18 protein-coding genes and 1 pseudogene are annotated in these 18,325 nt (G+C 54.0%); 8 read left to right on the top strand and 11 right to left on the bottom strand.

What is annotated here, in order from left to right; all coding sequences use genetic code 11:
* The 7 genes and pseudogenes from AC3WT9_RS32005 to AC3WT9_RS32035 form a co-directional block, all read right to left on the bottom strand.
* Positions 1–575, bottom strand: a 575-nt coding sequence (locus AC3WT9_RS32005) for a hypothetical protein (RefSeq protein ID WP_492408723.1), incomplete at its 3' end; no start/stop codon positions are given.
* Positions 576–846: 271 nt separating this feature from the next.
* Positions 847–975, bottom strand: a pseudogene (locus tag AC3WT9_RS32010) (YheC/YheD family protein); the annotation flags it as partial.
* Positions 957–1,475 carry a GNAT family N-acetyltransferase gene (locus AC3WT9_RS32015; RefSeq protein ID WP_038588879.1) on the bottom strand — a complete coding sequence of 173 codons (519 nt, stop codon included), beginning with the start codon at positions 1,473–1,475 and terminating at the stop codon, positions 957–959. The gene AC3WT9_RS32015 and the pseudogene AC3WT9_RS32010, both read right to left, overlap by 19 nt.
* A gap of 25 nt (positions 1,476–1,500) precedes the next feature.
* On the bottom strand, positions 1,501–2,613 hold the full coding sequence (locus tag AC3WT9_RS32020) for a YheC/YheD family endospore coat-associated protein (RefSeq protein WP_341378015.1): 1,113 nt from the start codon (positions 2,611–2,613) through the stop codon (positions 1,501–1,503).
* The gene (locus tag AC3WT9_RS32025; protein ID WP_492408726.1) at positions 2,610–3,980 is read right to left on the bottom strand and encodes a YheC/YheD family endospore coat-associated protein; all 1,371 of its coding nucleotides are present in this window, start codon (positions 3,978–3,980) and stop codon (positions 2,610–2,612) included. The genes AC3WT9_RS32020 and AC3WT9_RS32025 overlap by 4 nt, the downstream gene beginning before the upstream one ends.
* A gap of 13 nt (positions 3,981–3,993) precedes the next feature.
* Positions 3,994–5,160: a YheC/YheD family endospore coat-associated protein gene (locus tag AC3WT9_RS32030; RefSeq protein WP_341091449.1), complete on the bottom strand. Its 1,167-nt coding sequence runs from the start codon at positions 5,158–5,160 to the stop codon at positions 3,994–3,996.
* Between the two features lie 10 nt (positions 5,161–5,170).
* Entirely contained in the window at positions 5,171–6,538 is a 1,368-nt protein-coding gene (locus AC3WT9_RS32035; RefSeq protein WP_341091450.1) for a YheC/YheD family endospore coat-associated protein, read from the bottom strand.
* A 244-nt stretch (positions 6,539–6,782) separates the two neighbouring features.
* Here AC3WT9_RS32035 and AC3WT9_RS32040 point away from each other — a divergent pair, with 244 nt between their 5' ends.
* Entirely contained in the window at positions 6,783–7,124 is a 342-nt protein-coding gene (locus AC3WT9_RS32040) for a YlbF/YmcA family competence regulator (RefSeq protein WP_340899474.1), read from the top strand.
* Positions 7,125–7,241: 117 nt separating this feature from the next.
* Here the strand turns inward: AC3WT9_RS32040 and AC3WT9_RS32045 are convergent, their stop codons facing one another.
* Positions 7,242–7,817 (bottom strand): LURP-one-related family protein, encoded by a 576-nt coding sequence (locus AC3WT9_RS32045; RefSeq protein WP_341091451.1) that lies wholly within the window; start codon positions 7,815–7,817, stop codon positions 7,242–7,244.
* A 177-nt stretch (positions 7,818–7,994) separates the two neighbouring features.
* Between AC3WT9_RS32045 and AC3WT9_RS32050 the strand changes: the two genes are divergently transcribed.
* Together AC3WT9_RS32050 and AC3WT9_RS32055 are read left to right on the top strand one after the other, a co-directional pair.
* Positions 7,995–8,276, top strand: a complete 282-nt coding sequence (locus tag AC3WT9_RS32050) for a hypothetical protein (RefSeq protein WP_038588896.1) — start codon at positions 7,995–7,997, stop codon at positions 8,274–8,276.
* A gap of 259 nt (positions 8,277–8,535) precedes the next feature.
* On the top strand, positions 8,536–9,870 hold the full coding sequence (locus tag AC3WT9_RS32055; RefSeq protein ID WP_341091452.1) for a DRTGG domain-containing protein: 1,335 nt from the start codon (positions 8,536–8,538) through the stop codon (positions 9,868–9,870).
* Between the two features lie 127 nt (positions 9,871–9,997).
* Here the strand turns inward: AC3WT9_RS32055 and AC3WT9_RS32060 are convergent, their stop codons facing one another.
* The 3 genes from AC3WT9_RS32060 to AC3WT9_RS32070 form a co-directional block, all read right to left on the bottom strand.
* Positions 9,998–10,315, bottom strand: coding sequence for a YtpI family protein (locus AC3WT9_RS32060; RefSeq protein ID WP_341091454.1), 318 nt, complete (start codon positions 10,313–10,315; stop codon positions 9,998–10,000).
* Between the two features lie 95 nt (positions 10,316–10,410).
* On the bottom strand, positions 10,411–10,914 hold the full coding sequence (locus tag AC3WT9_RS32065) for a sporulation membrane protein YtrI (protein WP_038588905.1): 504 nt from the start codon (positions 10,912–10,914) through the stop codon (positions 10,411–10,413).
* A 7-nt stretch (positions 10,915–10,921) separates the two neighbouring features.
* Entirely contained in the window at positions 10,922–11,245 is a 324-nt protein-coding gene (locus tag AC3WT9_RS32070; protein ID WP_038588909.1) for a YtrH family sporulation protein, read from the bottom strand.
* Positions 11,246–11,388: 143 nt separating this feature from the next.
* On the opposite strand from AC3WT9_RS32070, the gene AC3WT9_RS32075 reads away from it, so the two are divergent.
* The 5 genes from AC3WT9_RS32075 (at position 11,389) to AC3WT9_RS32095 (ending at position 17,998) form a co-directional block, all read left to right on the top strand.
* Positions 11,389–15,117, top strand: coding sequence for a DNA polymerase III subunit alpha (locus tag AC3WT9_RS32075; RefSeq protein ID WP_341091456.1), 3,729 nt, complete (start codon positions 11,389–11,391; stop codon positions 15,115–15,117).
* 74 nt (positions 15,118–15,191) lie between these two features.
* Positions 15,192–15,692, top strand: coding sequence for a phosphatidylglycerophosphatase A family protein (locus AC3WT9_RS32080; protein ID WP_341091457.1), 501 nt, complete (start codon positions 15,192–15,194; stop codon positions 15,690–15,692).
* A gap of 145 nt (positions 15,693–15,837) precedes the next feature.
* The gene (locus tag AC3WT9_RS32085; RefSeq protein ID WP_038588919.1) at positions 15,838–16,026 is read left to right on the top strand and encodes a hypothetical protein; all 189 of its coding nucleotides are present in this window, start codon (positions 15,838–15,840) and stop codon (positions 16,024–16,026) included.
* Positions 16,027–16,101: 75 nt separating this feature from the next.
* Positions 16,102–16,995 carry an acetyl-CoA carboxylase, carboxyltransferase subunit beta gene (gene accD / locus AC3WT9_RS32090; RefSeq protein ID WP_076110665.1) on the top strand — a complete coding sequence of 298 codons (894 nt, stop codon included), beginning with the start codon at positions 16,102–16,104 and terminating at the stop codon, positions 16,993–16,995.
* 1 nt (position 16,996) lies between these two features.
* On the top strand, positions 16,997–17,998 hold the full coding sequence (locus AC3WT9_RS32095; RefSeq protein WP_341091458.1) for an acetyl-CoA carboxylase carboxyltransferase subunit alpha: 1,002 nt from the start codon (positions 16,997–16,999) through the stop codon (positions 17,996–17,998).
* The last annotated feature ends 327 nt before the right edge of the window (positions 17,999–18,325 follow it).

The following is an 18,325-nucleotide window of genomic DNA, read 5'->3' on the forward strand; positions in this document are numbered from 1 at the left end:
TTCTGACCAATGGTTTTGCCAATCATGCCACCCAAAGCCCCTTGTGGAGCAAACGAAGGAACTGCTTGGAAGGGAATCAAGTTCTGACCAATGGTTTTGCCAATCATGCCACCCAAAGCCCCTTGTGGAGCAAACGAAGGAACTGCTTGGAAGGGAATCAAATTCTGACCAATGGTTTTGCCAATCATGCCACCCAAAGCCCCTTGTGGAGCAAACGAAGGAACTGCTTGGAAGGGAATCAAGTTCTCACCAATGGTTTTGCCAATCATGCCACCCAAACCCCCTTGTGGAGCAAACGAAGGAACTGCTTGGAAAGGAATCAAGTTCTCACCAATGGTTTGGCCAATCATGCCACCCAAACCCCCTTGTGGAGCAAACGAAGGAGAAGCTTGGAAAGGGACGGGAAGTGTAGAATTATTTCTGTTAACGAGGTCTCCCCAGATGATTTGAGGAGATACTGATGATTCTGTAATGGCGGGAAGGTTGCTTGTTCCATAAGCTTGTCCTATCATTCCTTGAGGCAAGAAACTGTATTGTGTGTGGGGATTAATACCAAAATATCCAATGTTATTCATTTTACACCTCTTTGTTTGATTTTTTCCAAAAATAGCTTGTGACTAAGGGGGGCTTATTATTCAGAAATTTTAACTTTTTCAAGCTGAGTGATAAATTATCGAACATATCTTGAACATATTTTTGAAGAATACATACTAATTTAGAAACCCATTTTATACATTGACCTTCAGTGGAAAGGTTTATTAGAAATCTAAATAAGAACTTAAGTTTACTAATATTCAATAAAAATTGAGCATGTAGGTAGTTCGCTTATTACGTCTATAATAAACGTGTAAACACAAAGACATCCAATCCAATGCGGCTGCCTTCAATAATCATCCTCCTGTATACACTCTTCTCTTCAAGCTGTTTGGCGTCGTTCAGGTATAGTGTAAGGATGCCTAAGACGGGTTCTGGCACAGGAGCTCACCTTCTTGTGGGTAAATTTCCACGCTGCCTCTGCTCTGGGGCGACCGCAGCAGCAGCGTGGGCTTGCCGGTAGGTCCGCTCTTCAATGCCACAGCGGCAAGCCCGCTGTTAAAGCACATCTTCAGGCTTGCCGTATTGTCGGTAGCGACGTTGCATTCCAGGCGGCCGAGCCGCTCCAGCTGCCCGGACAGCAGGGCTGTACCGGTATGTCTATTCCGGTATAGAGGATGGACGGCAACAAGACAGGCTTCTTTGCCGTAGCCGGATACGAAGCTCACGCCTGCCAGCTGACGGCCGCTTTGACCGCGTACGGTGGCGACAAGCAGGGAGACGCCCGGCTCGGCAAGCTGCTCCGGAGTCAGACGGGCCAGCATCCTGCATGCACGAAGCGTAATCCGCTGCTCCCCGTACTCCCTCAAAAATTCCAGCAGCCCGGCCAACCTGGAATTCCACTGGCCCGGACTGCTGTCATAGATAGAGGATATCTGCATGGCGTGTCACTTCCTTTACAGGTTTCTACTTATTCATGCGGGCCAAATGCTGGCTGTACTGAAAAATCCGCTCCAGGGACAGCTTGCGGATGGCCGGTTCGTCGAATTTCATCGGCCGCGAGTTGGCCTCGAAGAACCACAGGTCGCCGGCCTCATCGACACCAAGATCCATAGACATCTCACCCAGCAACATTTCGGAGGCCCGTTCAATCTGGCGGGCAATCAGCAGCGCGGTGGTGGGGACATTCTTGAGAATAGCTGCGGCTCTTTCTGGACCGAAGGTTCCTTCCAGCATGGTTGCCGGTTCTTCAATACTGCCGCCGCGCGGCACATGGGTTGTTATGCTCCGGGCACCGGCCAGTCTTGCACCGACTCCGGTCACTGCCCAGGCTCCCCGGCTATTCTTTTGCAGGAGCACCCGCAAATCAAAAGGCCGCCCGTGGTGTGTTGCGAGCTGAATGGCCTGCTGCACAATATAACGGGATTGTTTTTTCTCCTTGCTGATCCGTGCCCACAAGCGGTCCATGGAGGCCGCTTTGTAGGTCGCGTTCTTTTTGCCGCTCTGTATCTGCAGCCTATAGGGCAGGCTTACATCCTCACGGTATTTTAGCCGCATAATTCCCTTGCCGGCTTTGCCGCTTTCCGGCTTCAGATAGAGACTGTCATGAGTACTCAGCATGGCGATAAGGGTGTTTGCGCTGCGCAGCCGTCTCGTTTTGGGCACATGCTTCGAGGTTGCGCGCGATGCCTTCAGCCATTCAAACAAATCCCATTTATTAAAAAAACTCGGGTTGTAGAGCTTGATATGGTCATGCCCCAGGCACTCGGCAATTTTGCGGGCGACTGGTGCTTTTTCTTCTTCTTCACGATTGGATATCCGGTTATAAATGACTTGCGGCAGCGGGACAGGAATGCTGTACCACAGCTTGCCGCTGGGGGAAGGGACGTAGCCGTTCACCGTCCGCTCCTCCAGCTTTAAATCACGCGTAGTCACAACGTACACAAGAAAGCCCATTTCTCTGCCGGTGCGGATAATGTCGCGGAAGTTATTGCGGTTGCCGCGAAATTGCTTTACTCTGTCACTGGTCGTTAGTATAGCTATTACGGGTTTGCTGGGGTCAGGGATTCGGCTGTTCACAGATCATCCCTCCTGCGGAATTTGCTGAGATAGAGACAATGCTCCAGGATGTGCTCAATGGAAGCTTTGCCCTCAGCGCGCAGGGAAGGATGGCGGAAGATCGAGCGTCCCGGTTTGGCATTAGCCTCGAACATCCAGATATCTTCATCCTGGTCAATTCCAAGGTCAAAGCCGATTTCGCCAAGCAGATGGTGATGCTGGGTCTCCAGCGACTCGGCCAGCCTGACGGCGGTTGTTTTCGCCCGCTGCAGCACTTCATCCGCTCTGGCGCCGAATACGCGGCCCAGGGCCTGTTGCGGTGTGAGCAGGGCCCCCCCGTTCTTCAAATGGGTGGTCACACTGCCCCTGCCGGCTTTTTTGGCTCCGATGCCTACAACCACCCATTGATTGCTGCCGTTCTTATGCATATGGAAGCGGAAATCAATGGGGCAGGAGTCAATTTCGATCAGGCGGATGCCCTGCTGCACTACATAATTACTGAGGCTTTGGCCATGGCGGGCGCGCAGCATGCGCATTAGGCTTTCGAAGTTGGTAAACCGCAGCAGCACATTTTTACCGCTCTTGCGGTACCGGGCGAAGTAGCCTTTCTTCGGCAGGTAGGTGAGCCGGTAGATTCCGTGGCCAAGACTGCCTGCGGAAGGTTTGTAGTAGACAAAGTGATGCCGTTCGAGCATCTCCCGCATTTTATCCGGATTTGGATTGCTGTGCGTTTCCGGTACATAGCGGTTTGCCGCCCCGTCATTTTCCAGCAGCCGGTAGATATCTGATTTATTGAAAAAGCTCCAGTTGAAATACGGGATTCTCTTGCGAGCAAACCGTTCACGCAGCTGGTTGATATAGGGGGACACCTCGGCTCTGCGGCTGGGCAGACGGTTATACACGACATCCGGAAGCGGTACTACTTTGCGTTCGAATTTGCCGTTTGCATTCAGGAAGAAGCCGTTCACCTGCTCCTGCTGCCAGTCGATGTCACGCGGCATGAAGGCGAAAATATAACATCTGTTGCTGCCTTCCTGCAGGAGCTGCTTAATAAAGCCGGTGCGGGACCCGAAGGGGCTACTCGAGGACCCGGGGCCGTCGGACAATACACCGACCAGCGGTCCAAGCTGTACTTCATCCTGCAGGTTGCGCAAATAGACGCCGCCTGATTTGGGGACCTTGATTGCACTCTTTACTCCAGTGGCGAGGAACAGATGCTTGCCGGCACGTTTGATCGGTTTGATCGTTGCCGGGATGGCATCTTTTCCGAGCCGCAGGCGGATATTTTTCTTGCCGGTTAGTTTCAGGCTTTTCATCAGTTCACCCGAGACGTAGACAACTCTTTGGGGCTGCTTGGTGAAATGCACATTGCAAAAAGTGAGACCCATTTATGAATCCTCCTTAGGAACCGTTGATATCATTCTCCCGTTTGTAACGGAACTGCCGCGTAGATGGCTTGCGGTTTGCTGCTGAATTCAGCAGCAGATGACGCGCATAGCGCAGGGGGTTCTCGGCGGCGAGCTTAGCAGCCCGGCGGTCGCCCGTCAACCGGAACACCGTGCGCCCTGGTTTGGAATTGGCTTCAAGCAGATAGATCCTGCCGCCTTCATCAATACCGTAGTCTAGGCCGAGTTCTCCCAGCCTGCCGCATGATTCCTCCAGCAGCGGCGGCAGTAAAGCCGATGCTGCTGCAAGCTCCTCCATAAGCCCGATTCCCGTCTTGCCGTATTCTGCAAGCAGGAAGGGCTTGGCGGGAACCGCTGTTCCCCCGCCATGGAGGTTCGAGGTCAGCGAACCGCGGCTGCCCAACCGGACGGCCATGCCGGTAAGCGTCCAGACGCCTCTGCCGTTCTTCTGCATGAGTACACGCACGTCGAACGGCTGTCCTCCGCTGCCGGTCAGATGAAGGTAAGGTTGTATAATATAGCGGCGCGGGCCGATAAAGTCATGGATCCAGCTCAGACCTTCGTCCAGCGTGCGGAAACCTTTCTCAAAGGGGACATTTGCCTCATCACGACCTCTTAAGCTTATGCGCCCGCCCTCGTTATTGCTTAGGCGCTTCGCATGGATTGTGCGTTTGCCATGGGTGCCGGACCTTGGCTTCAGAAAAACGCCGTCCTCTCTTTCTGCAAGCATCGTGTCCAAATCACCGGTACCGGTGTAAAGTCTGGTCTCGGGCAGCCATGCTGAAGCTCTGCGGCTGCGCCGTAAAATTTCATAGACGCTCCATTTATCAGGCAAACCACGCGACCACGGAAGCGACCGGGATAAGGCAGCCAGGGCGGAAGCGGCGGATCTTTTTTCCTGCAGGCTTGAGTATAGACAACGGTTATACAGAATGTCGGGCGGAGCTGCCAGGGTAGGCTGCCACTGTCCGTCATTCCAGATATAGCCGCGTATGGATTGGCCGTCTCTTGCAACTCCCTCCGGGTGAAAGATAAGCACCTGCAGATCATACAGCGGGGCTACCCGGCATAACTGACTGCAGAACTCCGGTTCCGCGATGGGAGGATTCCCGCGGCGGCGGCCCGTCATGATGCCAAGGAACCCCATTGCTGTCTCTGTCATAATGCCCTCCTTATAACCCGGCCAAGTAGCGGCAATATAGAATCATCTGTTTGACGGACGGTCTGATTTTCACATCACTGAGGGGCGTGTTGTCGTTTTTGGACGGTTTGGAGTTGACCTCCAGCAGCCAGATTTTCCCCGACTGATCCAGGGCAAGGTCAATACCGAGCTCCCCGAAATGCGCGGGAATATAGGTTTCCACACCCCTGGCTATCGCCAGGGCTGCCCGTGGAAGCTGCAGCTGTGTGCTTTCTTTGGTCCCGGACGAGAGGCTGCTCTTGCCGATGGCCTCGCGGACAGTGCTGAGCGTGCCGCCCCGCGCCAGATTGGAGACAAAATGGTTGCTTCCGGCGGTACGGGCAACTATAGAGGTGACGCCCCACTTGCCGGTGCCGTTCTTCTGCACAAGTGCCCGGAAATCTACCGGACGCCGTCCAAGCTCTAGTAGAGGGAGTCCCTGCTGAATCTGGTAGCGGGTGGTTTTCATCTTGGGCGCAATGGATTGAAATAGCTTCGCCAGGGTCGGATAGACTTGTTTACGCGTGCCAAGCGGTGTTGTGGATAACAGCCGGTAGCCGCCCCCCTCATCTTTGGAAATGCGGAGAATGCCTTTTCCAAGGCTACCGCGTACCGGCTTCAGGAAGACGCTGGGATAGCTGCTGCACATTCTTTTTAATACGGCGAAGCCGGTTAAGGCATGCGATTCCGGCAAATACCGCTGCAGGGCGGCATCCTGTGCCAGTGCTTCGAACACCTCTGTCTTGTCAAGGAACTTTTCATTGAAGAAATGAGTTCCGTAGCGGGATTTTACATCCGCCAAAAAATGCTGTACGCTAGGTTTATTCTCCACCTTTCGAGTCGTAAGCCGATTGTTAATGACATCGGCAATGGGCAGACTCAGCTTCCGCCATCCCTCGTCGTATACCCAGCCCTCAATGGAGGAGCTGCGTGTTTCCAGCCCTTCCGGGGTAAAGAAATATACATAGGCGCCTTGTGCATGGCAGGCATTGGTAAGCTCCCGGCAGAACAGGGTGATCGGGCCGAATACCCTTTCGGGATGGTCCGGATGGTCCCGGCTCACCAGAACTCCAATCAACGGTCCGAGCCGCAAGGTGCGGCTGCCGGAGCTGTATGAAGCGTTCAGTGAGAGCCGTTGCCGCAGTCCGAGTTTCCGTGCCAGCGCTTCATTTACGCGCAGACTGTCGGCTTTGGGAACCGGAATGACGGTGACCTCCTGCCGGAAAGAGCCGAACGTGAGCCGGATCGTTCCGTGTGCGGGTATTTTGAGCTTTTTCATGGATTTTTCGCCCAGCATTACAGCGTTTTCCTGCAGGATGCCCGAGTGGACCGAGTGGACCGGGATCTTGAATTTGGACATCGTGGATCTCCTTCCAGTAGGCAGCATGATGCCGGCAATATGAATCTTAAGGGTTACATATCATTCATCATATGGAGACATCTGACCCTTGGTGATTGACCTATTCTTTAAAAAGCCGTGCCGGATTTGAACGAGGCAAATCAGGAAGCGATGCTCACAAAACTTAAGCAGATGCTTCCGAAGCGAGTTTTGAACGAAGCTGAATCAGGAAGCGATGCTTACAAAACTTTTAGGAGGAATTATAATGAACGTAATTGACAAGGCGCATGAACTGGCGAGAGCCATTAAGGAAAGTACGGAGTTTTCGGATATTTCCAGTGCTATGAAGGTAATTGAGGCCGATCCGGAAAGCAAACGGATGCTCGACAGCTTCCGTCAGAACCAGATTGAGCTGCAGCAGCGCATGATGAGCGGGGAGATGCCTCCACAGGAAGAAATGGAGAAGATGGAGAAGCTGTTCGAGGTGCTGAATCTGAATCTGGGCATCCGTCGCCTATTTGATGCGGAACGCCGTCTCAGTGTCGTTATCGAGGACGTGAACAAAATCATCACCGACAGCCTGTCGCAAATGTACGGCGGTCAATAATTCTGTATCTAATCACACTGCTGCCAGGGGTGGCTGCAATGTATGAACAACAGGAGGGTGTCTCCTAGCCTAATGGCTAGAGGACACCCTCCTGTTGGTTATATATAGCGGTGAAGCTTACTCCTGCTTGCCTTCCACTGCACAGAGCAGAATCCCGGCAGCCAGGCCGAGACGGCGGTCCAGCTGGCTGCTGCGGTCCTCGGAGAAGTCGGCGATGATTTTGGTAACGAAGGGGTTGAAATTTTGCCGGAAGGCGGGAATGACGGTGTTCCCAAGCTCAATGTTATATTTTTGCGGAATGAGTGTGATAAAGCGCCGCAGGAGAGCCATAAGTGTGCTGTTTTCTTTGATTAGCCCGATTTCGGTATCCCGCTGATCCAGGATGATCCATTCATCCTTCAGGATCGATTTGAGCCCCTTGCGGCGGAGCGCCCCGATATGTTCGCCGGTCTCCGAGTCATGCACATCGTAGGTCGCGCTGAAGTCGATTACACTGCGGGCTTTAATGCGCAGCAGCTCCTTTTCCATACTCTCGTCCGTAAACAGTGCAATGTCCTCTTTCAGTTTGAAGGCTTTCATTTGCGAATAGAGCACAAGCTCTTCCGAACTGTTGTAGATGTGCAGCTTAGCGCCCATAATGGAAAAAACCTTTTTGCGGATTATGTACTCGGTATGATTGAATGCGTTATTCAATGTAGAATCGCCTCCCTGTAATGCTAACATCATCTCATATCGGAACGGTGCAGGCTATAGTGTAGATTACTTCCCGGAAGTTTTTTGCAACTTGTCTCATAATTCCGGCTGCATGTTCATAGAGTAGAGATATAGATTCCATGGAATAACCTTTTAAGAGAGAAGGAGCTGTCTGTAATGAAGAAAAGAAACAAGTTCAAGCATGGTGTGTATATGCTGGCGGCACTGGCTATGCTGCTCTATGCACTGCCGAAGCTGTCCTTTCAGAACGGGCCTGGCTGGGTGCTGGGGTTCGGTGTGGTCTGGTGCATTTTTGCCTTTCTGGTGATAGCGTCACATTTGCATTTTATCATCGGTGTGGATGAAGAGAAACAGAAGCGCCTGGAGTCTGTCCGCAAGCATAAGCTGGAGCAGTGGCAGGGCAAATGGAATGAGGAGTCCCGTGTGGCAGAAAGATGATGTAATTCCACCGAAAGTAGTCCCGTTCCCGAATTTCTTCCGCAGTCAGGACAACCCCTGCATCCGCCGCTTTGGTGGGGGCAGGGGTTGTTGTGCAGTTGCTTAAGCCTGAGGTGCAGTGTGTTTCATACTTGCTCCGGTATAGCAATATGTTCACAGATATAGCCAAATCTAAGCTTCCGTTACTGTTGTACTCCACTGTTGCCTCCGTGTATAATAGGTACAGAATAGTACAGATCGGGCTATGGGGGTGTAACAGTTGGAGGGTCAAGGCGATAACATTACAAAACATGAACAGCTGCTCCAGCACATTGAAGGCCTTAAGGTTGGCACCAAAATTTCCGTCCGTAAGCTGGCTAAGGAGATGGCGGTCAGTGAAGGTACCGCTTACCGTGCAGTGAAAGAGGCCGAGAATCTCGGAATTGTCATTACGAAGGAGCGCATCGGTACTGTCCGCGTTGAGAAGAAGCCGCGGAATATTTCCGATCAGCTTACCTTCGGGGATGTAGTGGATATTGTGGAAGGACATGTGCTCGGCGGAGTGAACGGCCTGAATAAGCATCTCCATAAATATGTCATCGGCGCGATGAAGGTCGATGCTATGATCCGTTATATCGATGCTGACAGCCTGCTGATCGTGGGTAACCGTGATGATGTGCATTCGCTTGCGCTGGAGCAGGGTGCAGGCGTGCTTGTGACGGGGGGCTTCGGGACGAGCCGTGAGGTCAAAGCGCTTGCTGATGAGCTGGACCTGCCGGTGATCTCTTCAAGGCATGATACGTTTACTGTGGCCTCCATGATTAACCGGGCCATATTTGACAGGCTGATTAAGAAAAAGATCATGCTGGTTGAAGATATCGTGGATAACAAGCCGCGGCTGAACACCCTGAAAGTCACAAGCACCGTCGGGGAGTTGCGGATGTTGTCACAGACCAGCGGCGAACTGCGTTTCCCGGTTACGGATGAATGGAACCGGGTTATCGGCATCATCGGCCGCAGGGATGTAGAGGAGTTCAGCGAGGAGCAGAGCATCGAGAAGGCGATGATCCGCAGCCCTGTCACAGCTGCCCTGCAGACGTCGCTGGCCTCGGCGGCGCAAATCATGATGTGGGAGGGCATTGACTTCCTGCCCATCGTGGACCGCAACCGCAAGCTTGTGGGCTCGCTGACCCGCCGGGAGGTACTGCAGAGCCTGCGTGATGTCAGCAATCAGCCGCAGCTCGGGGAGACTTTCGACCACTTGATTTGGAACGGCTTTGCCGAAGAGCGGGACGAGGAAGGAAAGCTGTTCTTCCACGGCTTCATCACACCGCAAATGGCGACCGATCTGGGTACCATCTCCGAAGGTGTGTTATCCACGCTGATGACGCTTTCCGCATTCAAGGCGGCTAAGGACATTACCGGGAACGACTACGTGCTGGACAATATGTCAACATATTTTATCCGCCCGGTGCAGATTGAGCATTCGGTTATCGTCTTGCCGAGGCTGCTGGAGATCAGCCGCCGGACCTGCAAGCTGGAAATTGAGATCTCCCACAATGACACAATAGTTGCCAAAGCGGTGCTGATGCTGCAGTCGATCGACCACGGCTGAACCTTCTTATCCTACCAAAAAGACTATCCCGCCGGGATAGTCTTTTACGCATATACGATACAGCGGTTGTCTTCTGATAGCACCGGTTTCACTTAAGGATGCTGAGGATGCCGGTAATGCAGCCAGACTACTGGCGGGTAAAATGATTTTCATTCCTGTTCCGGCTGTAGTATCCGTGGCTGCGCAGTCCGGAGAAGATGTTGAAGGCGCCGATCACCAGGAAAACCGCCTCCACAATGACATTGACCGTGGAACCGCGGAAGAGGAACATCGACATCAGCGACAGCGTCACCAGCATGGCGCCGAGCAGCACATTCATAATAGCGCGCTTGCGGCCTTTCTCCATCGGATCTGGCGCTCTGCGCGAGGATAAGCTGTATAAGGCGGCACCGGTCATACAAATCACCAGCAGGACAAACAGCACGTACTTGATGAGCAGAATCATGGATAGGCAGCTCCTTTATCAACGTAGTGGAAAATGATAGTTTTGCCTCTGATGTATCCGTATATCACCTGTCCACTATTGTAGCATGATTGGCCTCAGCTGCGCTTATACGGATTAATTTCCACCCAGATTTGCAGTACTCCCTCCATGACGAGCATGGTGCGGATTTTAACCGCATATTCCTTTTCGCGCACGATGTATATTTTACCGTCCAGAAGCAGCCGGGCCAGCTTGCCGTCCGTGTCGATTTCGAACATGCTGCGTCCGCGCATCGGTTCAAGGTCGGAGACCATTTTGCTGATAATTTCTTTGGTAGTTACTGGGTCAAGAGCCGCAGCGCCGTCCTTGACCTTGCTATCCTCTGTGCGCAGCTTGATCTCCCGGATGACGGTAGAGGTGTTGTTATATTTTTTGAGTGTCTGGATATCCTTCCGGTATTGCTCGATCTGCACACGAAGATCCTGATTGTTCAGCCAGAGCACATTATACCCCATGTGAAAAATAGCGTTGTACGCGACAGCTCCTGCGACCATACCGAGTACAAAGACGGCGGAAATCTGCGAGAAGCGGCGGTAGCGGTGGAACGGGGGGATTCTCATTCCGGCATCACCCCTTGCCGCACACCCATTTGACCAGCTCGCTGCCCATATGAGCGCCCAGGAAGGCAAATACTAGATAGAGAATTTGCTTGATGGCTGGGGAGAGGTTGCCTCCCAGCATGTTGCTCTCAATGACCCGCATCGGGTCAATCGTTCCGCCGACAGCGGCGGCAAGCGCCCAGATTTTAATCCGGTCCGCGATATCCAGCATAGTCTGTGTAGGCGGCTGCAGGGAGACTACCGCACCGATCCCGCCCAGCATGGCTCCACCCAGTACGATGCCGCAGGCAATAAAGAAGTCTAGGACGGCTTTGCTCAAAAACACGTTCATACAAGGCCCCTTTCCGGACCAGGCCTGTTCGTCAGCTCAGCCTGTCCTTGTGCTCTTACTCCATTCTATGGGCGGTTCCCCCTTTAATATGATAAAATAGTTTCATCTTATGTTTTGATTGTTGACTGAAGGGAAGTGGGGATATGAGCCCTTACGTGCATTTGCATGTGCACAGCGAATACAGTTTACTGGACGGGGCGGCGCGCATTACCGATCTCGTGCGCCGGGCCGGCGAATACGGCATGAAATCGCTGGCGCTGACCGATCATGGCGTGATGTACGGGGCAATCCCCTTCTATAAAGCTTGCAAGGCTAATGGCATTAAGCCGATCATCGGCTGTGAAGCTTATTTGACTGCGGGCTCGCGGCGTGAGCGGGGCAGCCGCAAGGATCAGCCGATCTACCACCTGATCCTGCTTGCCAAGGATGAAACCGGCTACAAAAATTTGATGAAGCTGATCTCGATCGGCCATCTGGAAGGCCAGCATTACAAGCCCCGCATTGATATGGAATCCCTGGCCGCGCATGCTGAAGGCATCATCTGCCTCAGCGCCTGCCTGGGGGGCGAGGTGCCGCAGCATCTGCTGCATGGGCGGGATGACGAAGCGCGCCGGGCGGCGCTGAGATATAAAGAGATTTTTGGCGGGGACTTCTATCTGGAGCTGCAGGATCATGGCATTCCGGAGCAAAAGCGGGTGAACCCGAAGCTGATCGCCCTTGCCGCCGAATGTGATATTCCGCTGGTCGCCACGAACGATGTGCACTATCTGGCCAAGGAGGATGCCGAGGTACAGGATGTGCTGATCTGTATCGGCACCGGCAAGACGGTGGATGATGAGGAACGGCTCAAGATCGGGACAGACCAGCTCTTTTTCAAAAGCGGCGAGCAAATGGCGGCACTGTTCCCGCATGTGCCGGAAGCCATCCTCAACACCGAGGCCATTGCCGGGAAATGCAATCTGGAGCTGACGTTCGGGGGTCATATTCTGCCGGAATATTCCCCGCTGCCGGAAGGGCTGGATGCGGCAGCTTACTTGCGTGAGCTGTGCCGCAGCGGGCTGGAGGAGCGTTATGCGGATACACCGCTGTGGGCTTCGCCGGAGCAAAAGGCAACAGCCGAGAACCGGCTTGACTATGAGCTGGGAGTCATTGAGAGCATGGGCTTCAGCGATTACTTTCTGATCGTCTGGGACTTTATCGCTTATTGCCACCGGCAGGGCATTGCCACCGGACCGGGCCGCGGATCTTCCGCAGGAAGCCTGACCGCGTACAGTCTGCGGATTACCGATGTTGATCCGCTGAAGTACAATCTGCTCTTCGAGCGTTTCCTGAATCCCGAGCGGATCACGATGCCGGATATTGATATCGACTTCAGCGACGAGCGGCGCGATGAGGTCATCGCTTATGTCGTTGATAAATACGGCCAGGAGCATGTGGCGCAGATCATCACCTTCGGAACGATGGCGGCGCGGGCGGCGGTGCGTGACGTAGGCCGGGCACTGAACCTGCCCTATAACGAGGTGGACAAGGCTGCGAAGCTGATTCCCGGCCAGCTCGGCATTAGCATTGCCCGGGCGCTGGAGAGCAGCCCTGATCTTAAGGCGCTGTATGAAGGCAATCCGAAGACCAGAGGTCTGCTGGACATGGCGATGAAGGTCGAGGGAATGCCCCGGCATGCTTCCACGCATGCTGCAGGGGTCGTCATCTCCAAAGGTCCGCTGACCGATGCGGTGCCGCTTCAGGCCGGCAACGAGAGCACCGCGCTCACCCAGTACTCCATGGAGCATCTGGAGAGTGTCGGACTGCTCAAGATGGACTTTCTGGGGCTGCGGACCTTGTCGATTATTGAACGCTGCATGAACTGGATCAAGGAAATGAGCGGCAGTACACCCGATTTCCGCAGCATTCCCGACGATGATCCGCTAACCTATGAGATGCTTGGTGCAGGTGAAACGACCGGCGTCTTTCAATTGGAGTCGGCGGGGGTAAGACGCGTGTTGAAGGATCTGAAGCCTTCAGGGTTCGAGGACATTGTCTCCGTGGTGGCGCTGTACCGCCCGGGTCCGATGGAGTTTATTCCTAAGTTTATTGCCGGTAAGCACGGCGAAATTGAAGTGGAGTATCCGCATGCCGACCTGACGCCGATCCTTGCCGATACTTACGGGATCATCGTATATCAGGAACAGATTATGCAAATCGCTTCACGGATGGCCGGGTTCTCGCTCGGTGAAGCCGATCTGCTGCGCCGCGCGGTGTCGAAGAAGAAACGCGAGACACTGGATAAAGAGCGGAGTCACTTCGTAGAGGGCAGCTTGAAACTGGGCTATCTGGAGACCGATGCCAACGCTGTCTATGATATGATTGTGCGGTTTGCCGATTACGGCTTCCCGCGCGCCCATGCCGCAGCTTACGGCGTGCTGGCCTTCCAGACAGCCTATCTGAAGGCACATTATCCTGTGCAGTTTATGTCGGCGATGCTGACAGCAGTAATGGGTACACACCGCAAGGTGGCTGAATATGTACTGGAATGCCGCCGCACGGGCATCGGCGTATTGCCGCCGGATGTCAACGAGAGCGGCGTGTTGTTTACGCCTGTGCCGGGAGAAGGCAGCGGCCATATCCGTTTTGGCCTGGCTGCGGTCAAGAATGTCGGCACACTGGCTGTGGAGAACATCATCGCCGTCCGCAAGGAGCGGCCGTTCGACAGCCTGCTGGATTTCTGCCGCCGCGTTGATCTCCGGGTCTGCAACAAGCGCGTGATAGAATCGCTGCTGCAGGCCGGCGCTTTCGACCGTCTGCAAGGCCACCGGGCGCAGCTGCTTGCGATGCTGGATGAGACAGTCGATGCCGCGCTGAAATGGCGAAAGGAGCGTGACGAGCTGCAGATCCAGCTGTTCGACGACCTGATAGAAATGCCGAACTGGGAAATCCGCTATCCGGATATCCCGAAATTTACCATCGGCCAGCAGCTGGAGCTGGAACGCGAGCTGCTCGGGCTGTATCTGTCCGGCCATCCGCTGGACGACAGCGCGGAGCTGCTGGAGGAGCCGGGCATGCAGCGGCTGATGGATCTCGGCGAGGCTGAGGATGAGAGCCAGATCGTGACGGCAGGCATGGTGGTGTCGCTCAAGGAAATTACGACAAAATCCGGCAAAGCGATGGCTTTTGTCGAATGGGAGGACCAGATCGAGCGCTGCGAGGTCGTGCTGTTTCCTGAGGTGTGGAAGCGGAGCCGCAGCCTGATCGAGAAGGGTGCGCTCTTGGCCCTGCGCGCCAAGGTGCAGCAGGAGGACGAGGGCTTCAAGCTGCTGGCCGAAGAGGTCGCGCCGCTTGGCGCCGACACGATTCGCAGCCTGCTGCAGCGCCGCAGCGCAGCTGCCGCCCGCGCGTCCGCCGCGGGCCGCACCCAGACGGCAGGCGCGCCCGGAGGTGCGTCTGCCTCCCGGGCGGGCGCAGGCGGCCCTGGCGCCGCCCGCAGCACCGCAGGCGGCGTTACCGCGCCTGCGCCCGCAAGGCCCGCTGCCGCGCAAGCAGCGGCGCGACAGGAAGCCCCGCGCTCCGCAGCGCCGGGACCGGCAGGCCAGCGTCCTGCAGCCGCAGACGCTGTGGAGTCCGCTGGCCGGAGTTCCGGCGCAGCGGGGAGCGGCCAGCGTGTCTTTATCAAGATCACGCCGGACTCCGAGAACCCAGCGCTGCTCTCGCGCCTGCAGGCGCTGCTGCAGACCCATCCCGGCCCTGCAGCCACCCTGCTGTTCTACGAGCGTGACCAGAGGCTGCTCGCGCTCAGCGACGGCTACCGGATCAAGCCGTCTGAGGAGCTGTTCGCAGCGATCGAGGGGATGCTTGGAGCAGGTACAGTTCGAATAAAATAAGAACATTTCCGCCTTTTTCCGCATACATTAGGAAACCACAGGGAACTGTCCCGTGCGGAAAGGGGAATCACATCATGTCCTATCAAATGGCAAAAGAGCTGCTGGAGCGCAGGGGAGTCACGCTAACGTCCATCGCTGAGATCGTATATATTTTGCAGTCGGCGTATTATCCGGATTTAACCAAAGAAGAGTGTTTATCGAGCGTTAAATCGGTGCTGGGTAAAAGAGAGGTGCAGTACACGCTGATGACAGGCGTTGCGCTGGATGAATTGGCTGAAAAAGGCCTGCTGCCGCAGCCTCTGCAGGCGGTGATGGAGGCGGATGAATCACTCTACGGAGCGGACGAAACTCTGGCGCTTGGCATCACCGGTGTATACGGAATGATCGGGCTGACAGGTTTCGGCTATCTGGATAAAATAAAGCTCGGCATTATCGGCAAGCTGAATGATGATGAGCAGGGGATTCATGTATTTCTGGACGATCTTGTCGCGGGAATTGCGGCGGCGGCATCCGCCAGAATTGCGCACCGGCATGAAGGGGCCAAGGTGTATCCCCATGTCAGCGGTACGGAATAATTAACCCCCATTATTTGGTGAATAATGCTCCCTGGTCTTGCTTTCTGCGCCTTACTCCTGTTGCGGGAAAAAAGAAAACTGTGTTATCATGATTCCATTATACGGGATACGGCTGGGAATTGAGATTAGGGAGGCTTTGCAGGGCATGTGGACGGTAATCTATATTGCGCCAACCGCCAGAGTGGCGGATATGATTCAGAGCAAGCTTACGGAAGAAGGATTTATGGTAAAGTGCCGTCCGGTCAATATGTCCAAGCAGCAGTTCGAGATTCTGGTTCCTTCGGGAGAACTGGAGGAAGTGCAGGAAGTCCTTAATCTAATTTTACATCCCTGAATAGACATCAAGATGGCATTCATGACAGCGGCAAGCTGCTATATGCGCAAATAAACGGCTGAAGAGGTGCGACCCTTGTTCAAAGATTTATTTCAGAAAAAACGGAAGTACGCGACTATTCCTTCAGAACGTCTGGAGCGGAGCGGCGGACCGGTAGAAGGCGAACGCCCCAAACGGGAGATTCCCGAGGGCTTAATGAGCAAATGCAGCAAATGCGGAACGATCCAGTACAGCAAGGAGCTGGAGAAGAATCTGAAAGTATGCCCTTCGTGTGGTTATCATATGCGGCTAAACGCGTCGGAACGGATTGCAATGATCCTTGATCCGGAAGGCTTTATCGAGTTCGACAGTGAAATGGCATCCGTAGACCCGCTGCAGTTTCCGGGCTATGCCTCCAAGCTGGAACAACAGCAGTCCAAAACTGGACAGGTTGAAGCCGTGCTTACAGGCCAGGGAACCATTGGCGGTCATCCGGTGATTGTTGCCGTGATGAATTTTGAGTTCTTCACCGGCAGTATGGGCTCGGTTGTAGGAGAGAAGATTACCCGGGCTGTAGAAGAAGCTACGGAGAAGAAGCTTCCGATGCTGATCTTTTCGACTTCGGGCGGAGCACGGATGCAGGAGAGTATCCTCAGTCTGATGCAGATGGCGAAGACGAGCGCAGCGCTGGCCCGGTTTGGCGAAGCAGGAGGGCTCTATATCTCTGTCATAACAGACCCGACAACGGGCGGAGTATCCGCCAGTTTTGCCAGTCTTGGCGATATTATTATTGCCGAGCCTGGAGCAGTATTCGGTTTTGCCGGAAGAATCGTCATTGAGCAGACCATCCGGCAGAAGCTTCCGGATGATTTTCAGACTGCTGAATTCAACCTTCAGCATGGTCAGCTTGATCTGGTCGTACACCGCAAGGAATTACGGTCCACGCTAACCAAGCTTTTGGATTTGCACGACGTGAAAGGGGGCTTATAGGTTGGCGGGAGAGTTGCCTTTTGAAATGCCTCTGGTAGAAATGCGTAAGAAGATTGCCGAACTGAAGCAGTTCGGTGAAGAGAAGGGTATTGATTTCAGCGATGAGATTGCCCGGCTTGAGGAACGTTACCGCGTACTTGAGGAAGAAATTTATACCGATATTTCTGCTTCACAGAAGATGCATCTGGCCCGGCATCATGGACGTCCAACTTCGCTTGATCTTATAGGGCTGATCTTTACTGATTTTATTGAGCTGCACGGTGACCGTCTGTACGGCGACGATCTGGCTGTAGTAGGCGGAATCGGCAAGCTCAACGGCGTCCCGGTTACCGTGATCGGCCAGCAGCGTGGCAAGGATACGAAGGAGAACATTCTGCGTTTCTTCGGCAGCGCGCATCCCGAAGGCTTCCGCAAGGCGATACGCCTGATGAAGCAGGCGGAGAAGTTTGGCCGTCCGATCGTTACCTTTGTCGATACCAAAGGGGCTTACCCTGGCAATACGGCGGAGGAGAGAGGCCAGTCCGAAGCGATTGCCAGCAGCCTGTATGAGATGTCTCAGCTTGGCGTGCCGGTTATCTGCATCATCATTGGTGAAGGCGGAAGCGGCGGAGCGTTGGCGATGGCTGTAGGTAACCGTGTTCTGATGCTGGAGCATGCCATCTATTCAGCGATCTCCCCGAACGGCGCGGCGTCCATACTCTGGAAGGATGCCTCGAAGGCGGAACAAGCCGCAGAAGCGATGAAGATCACAGCCGCCGATCTGCTGGAGATGGAAGTGATTGAGGAAATTGTTCCTGAACCGCGGGGCGGCGCACACCGTGATTACGAGTCTACTGCCGCTGCGCTCAAGGATGCCATATGGCGCCATTTGCAGGAGCTGTCGAGCTTTGATTTTGCGGAACTTAAAGAAGACCGCTACCGCAAATTCCGCAAAATCGGCGAATTTTCCGAAGCCCAGCAGGAAGCCGTTAACCCGGAAGAAGAAGTGCAGAACGTGGAGTAAAACTCCCGGTTTCATTTGCACTTTCAGACATATAGTACTATCAGCAGGTCCAAAATATGGACTGGCCTAAATAAACATTTATTACCATTGAAATAATCCTGCGGCATTCGCAGGGTTATTTTTATTTTGTCCTGAAACTTCATGTATTCGACTTAAATTTACAGCAAAAGAAGGCTATAACATTGATTTTGTGTCCAAGTTGCAGTAATATTCATTAGGGCGCAGTAAAAGGTACATGTGATAAAGTTCCTATACAAACAGAGAGCCTTATAGTAGATTTTGTAGTTGGAAAAAGTGAGACAGAGAGAACGAAAAAACGGAGGAAAA

Source organism: Paenibacillus sp. EB106-06-01-XG199 (assembly GCF_058791575.1).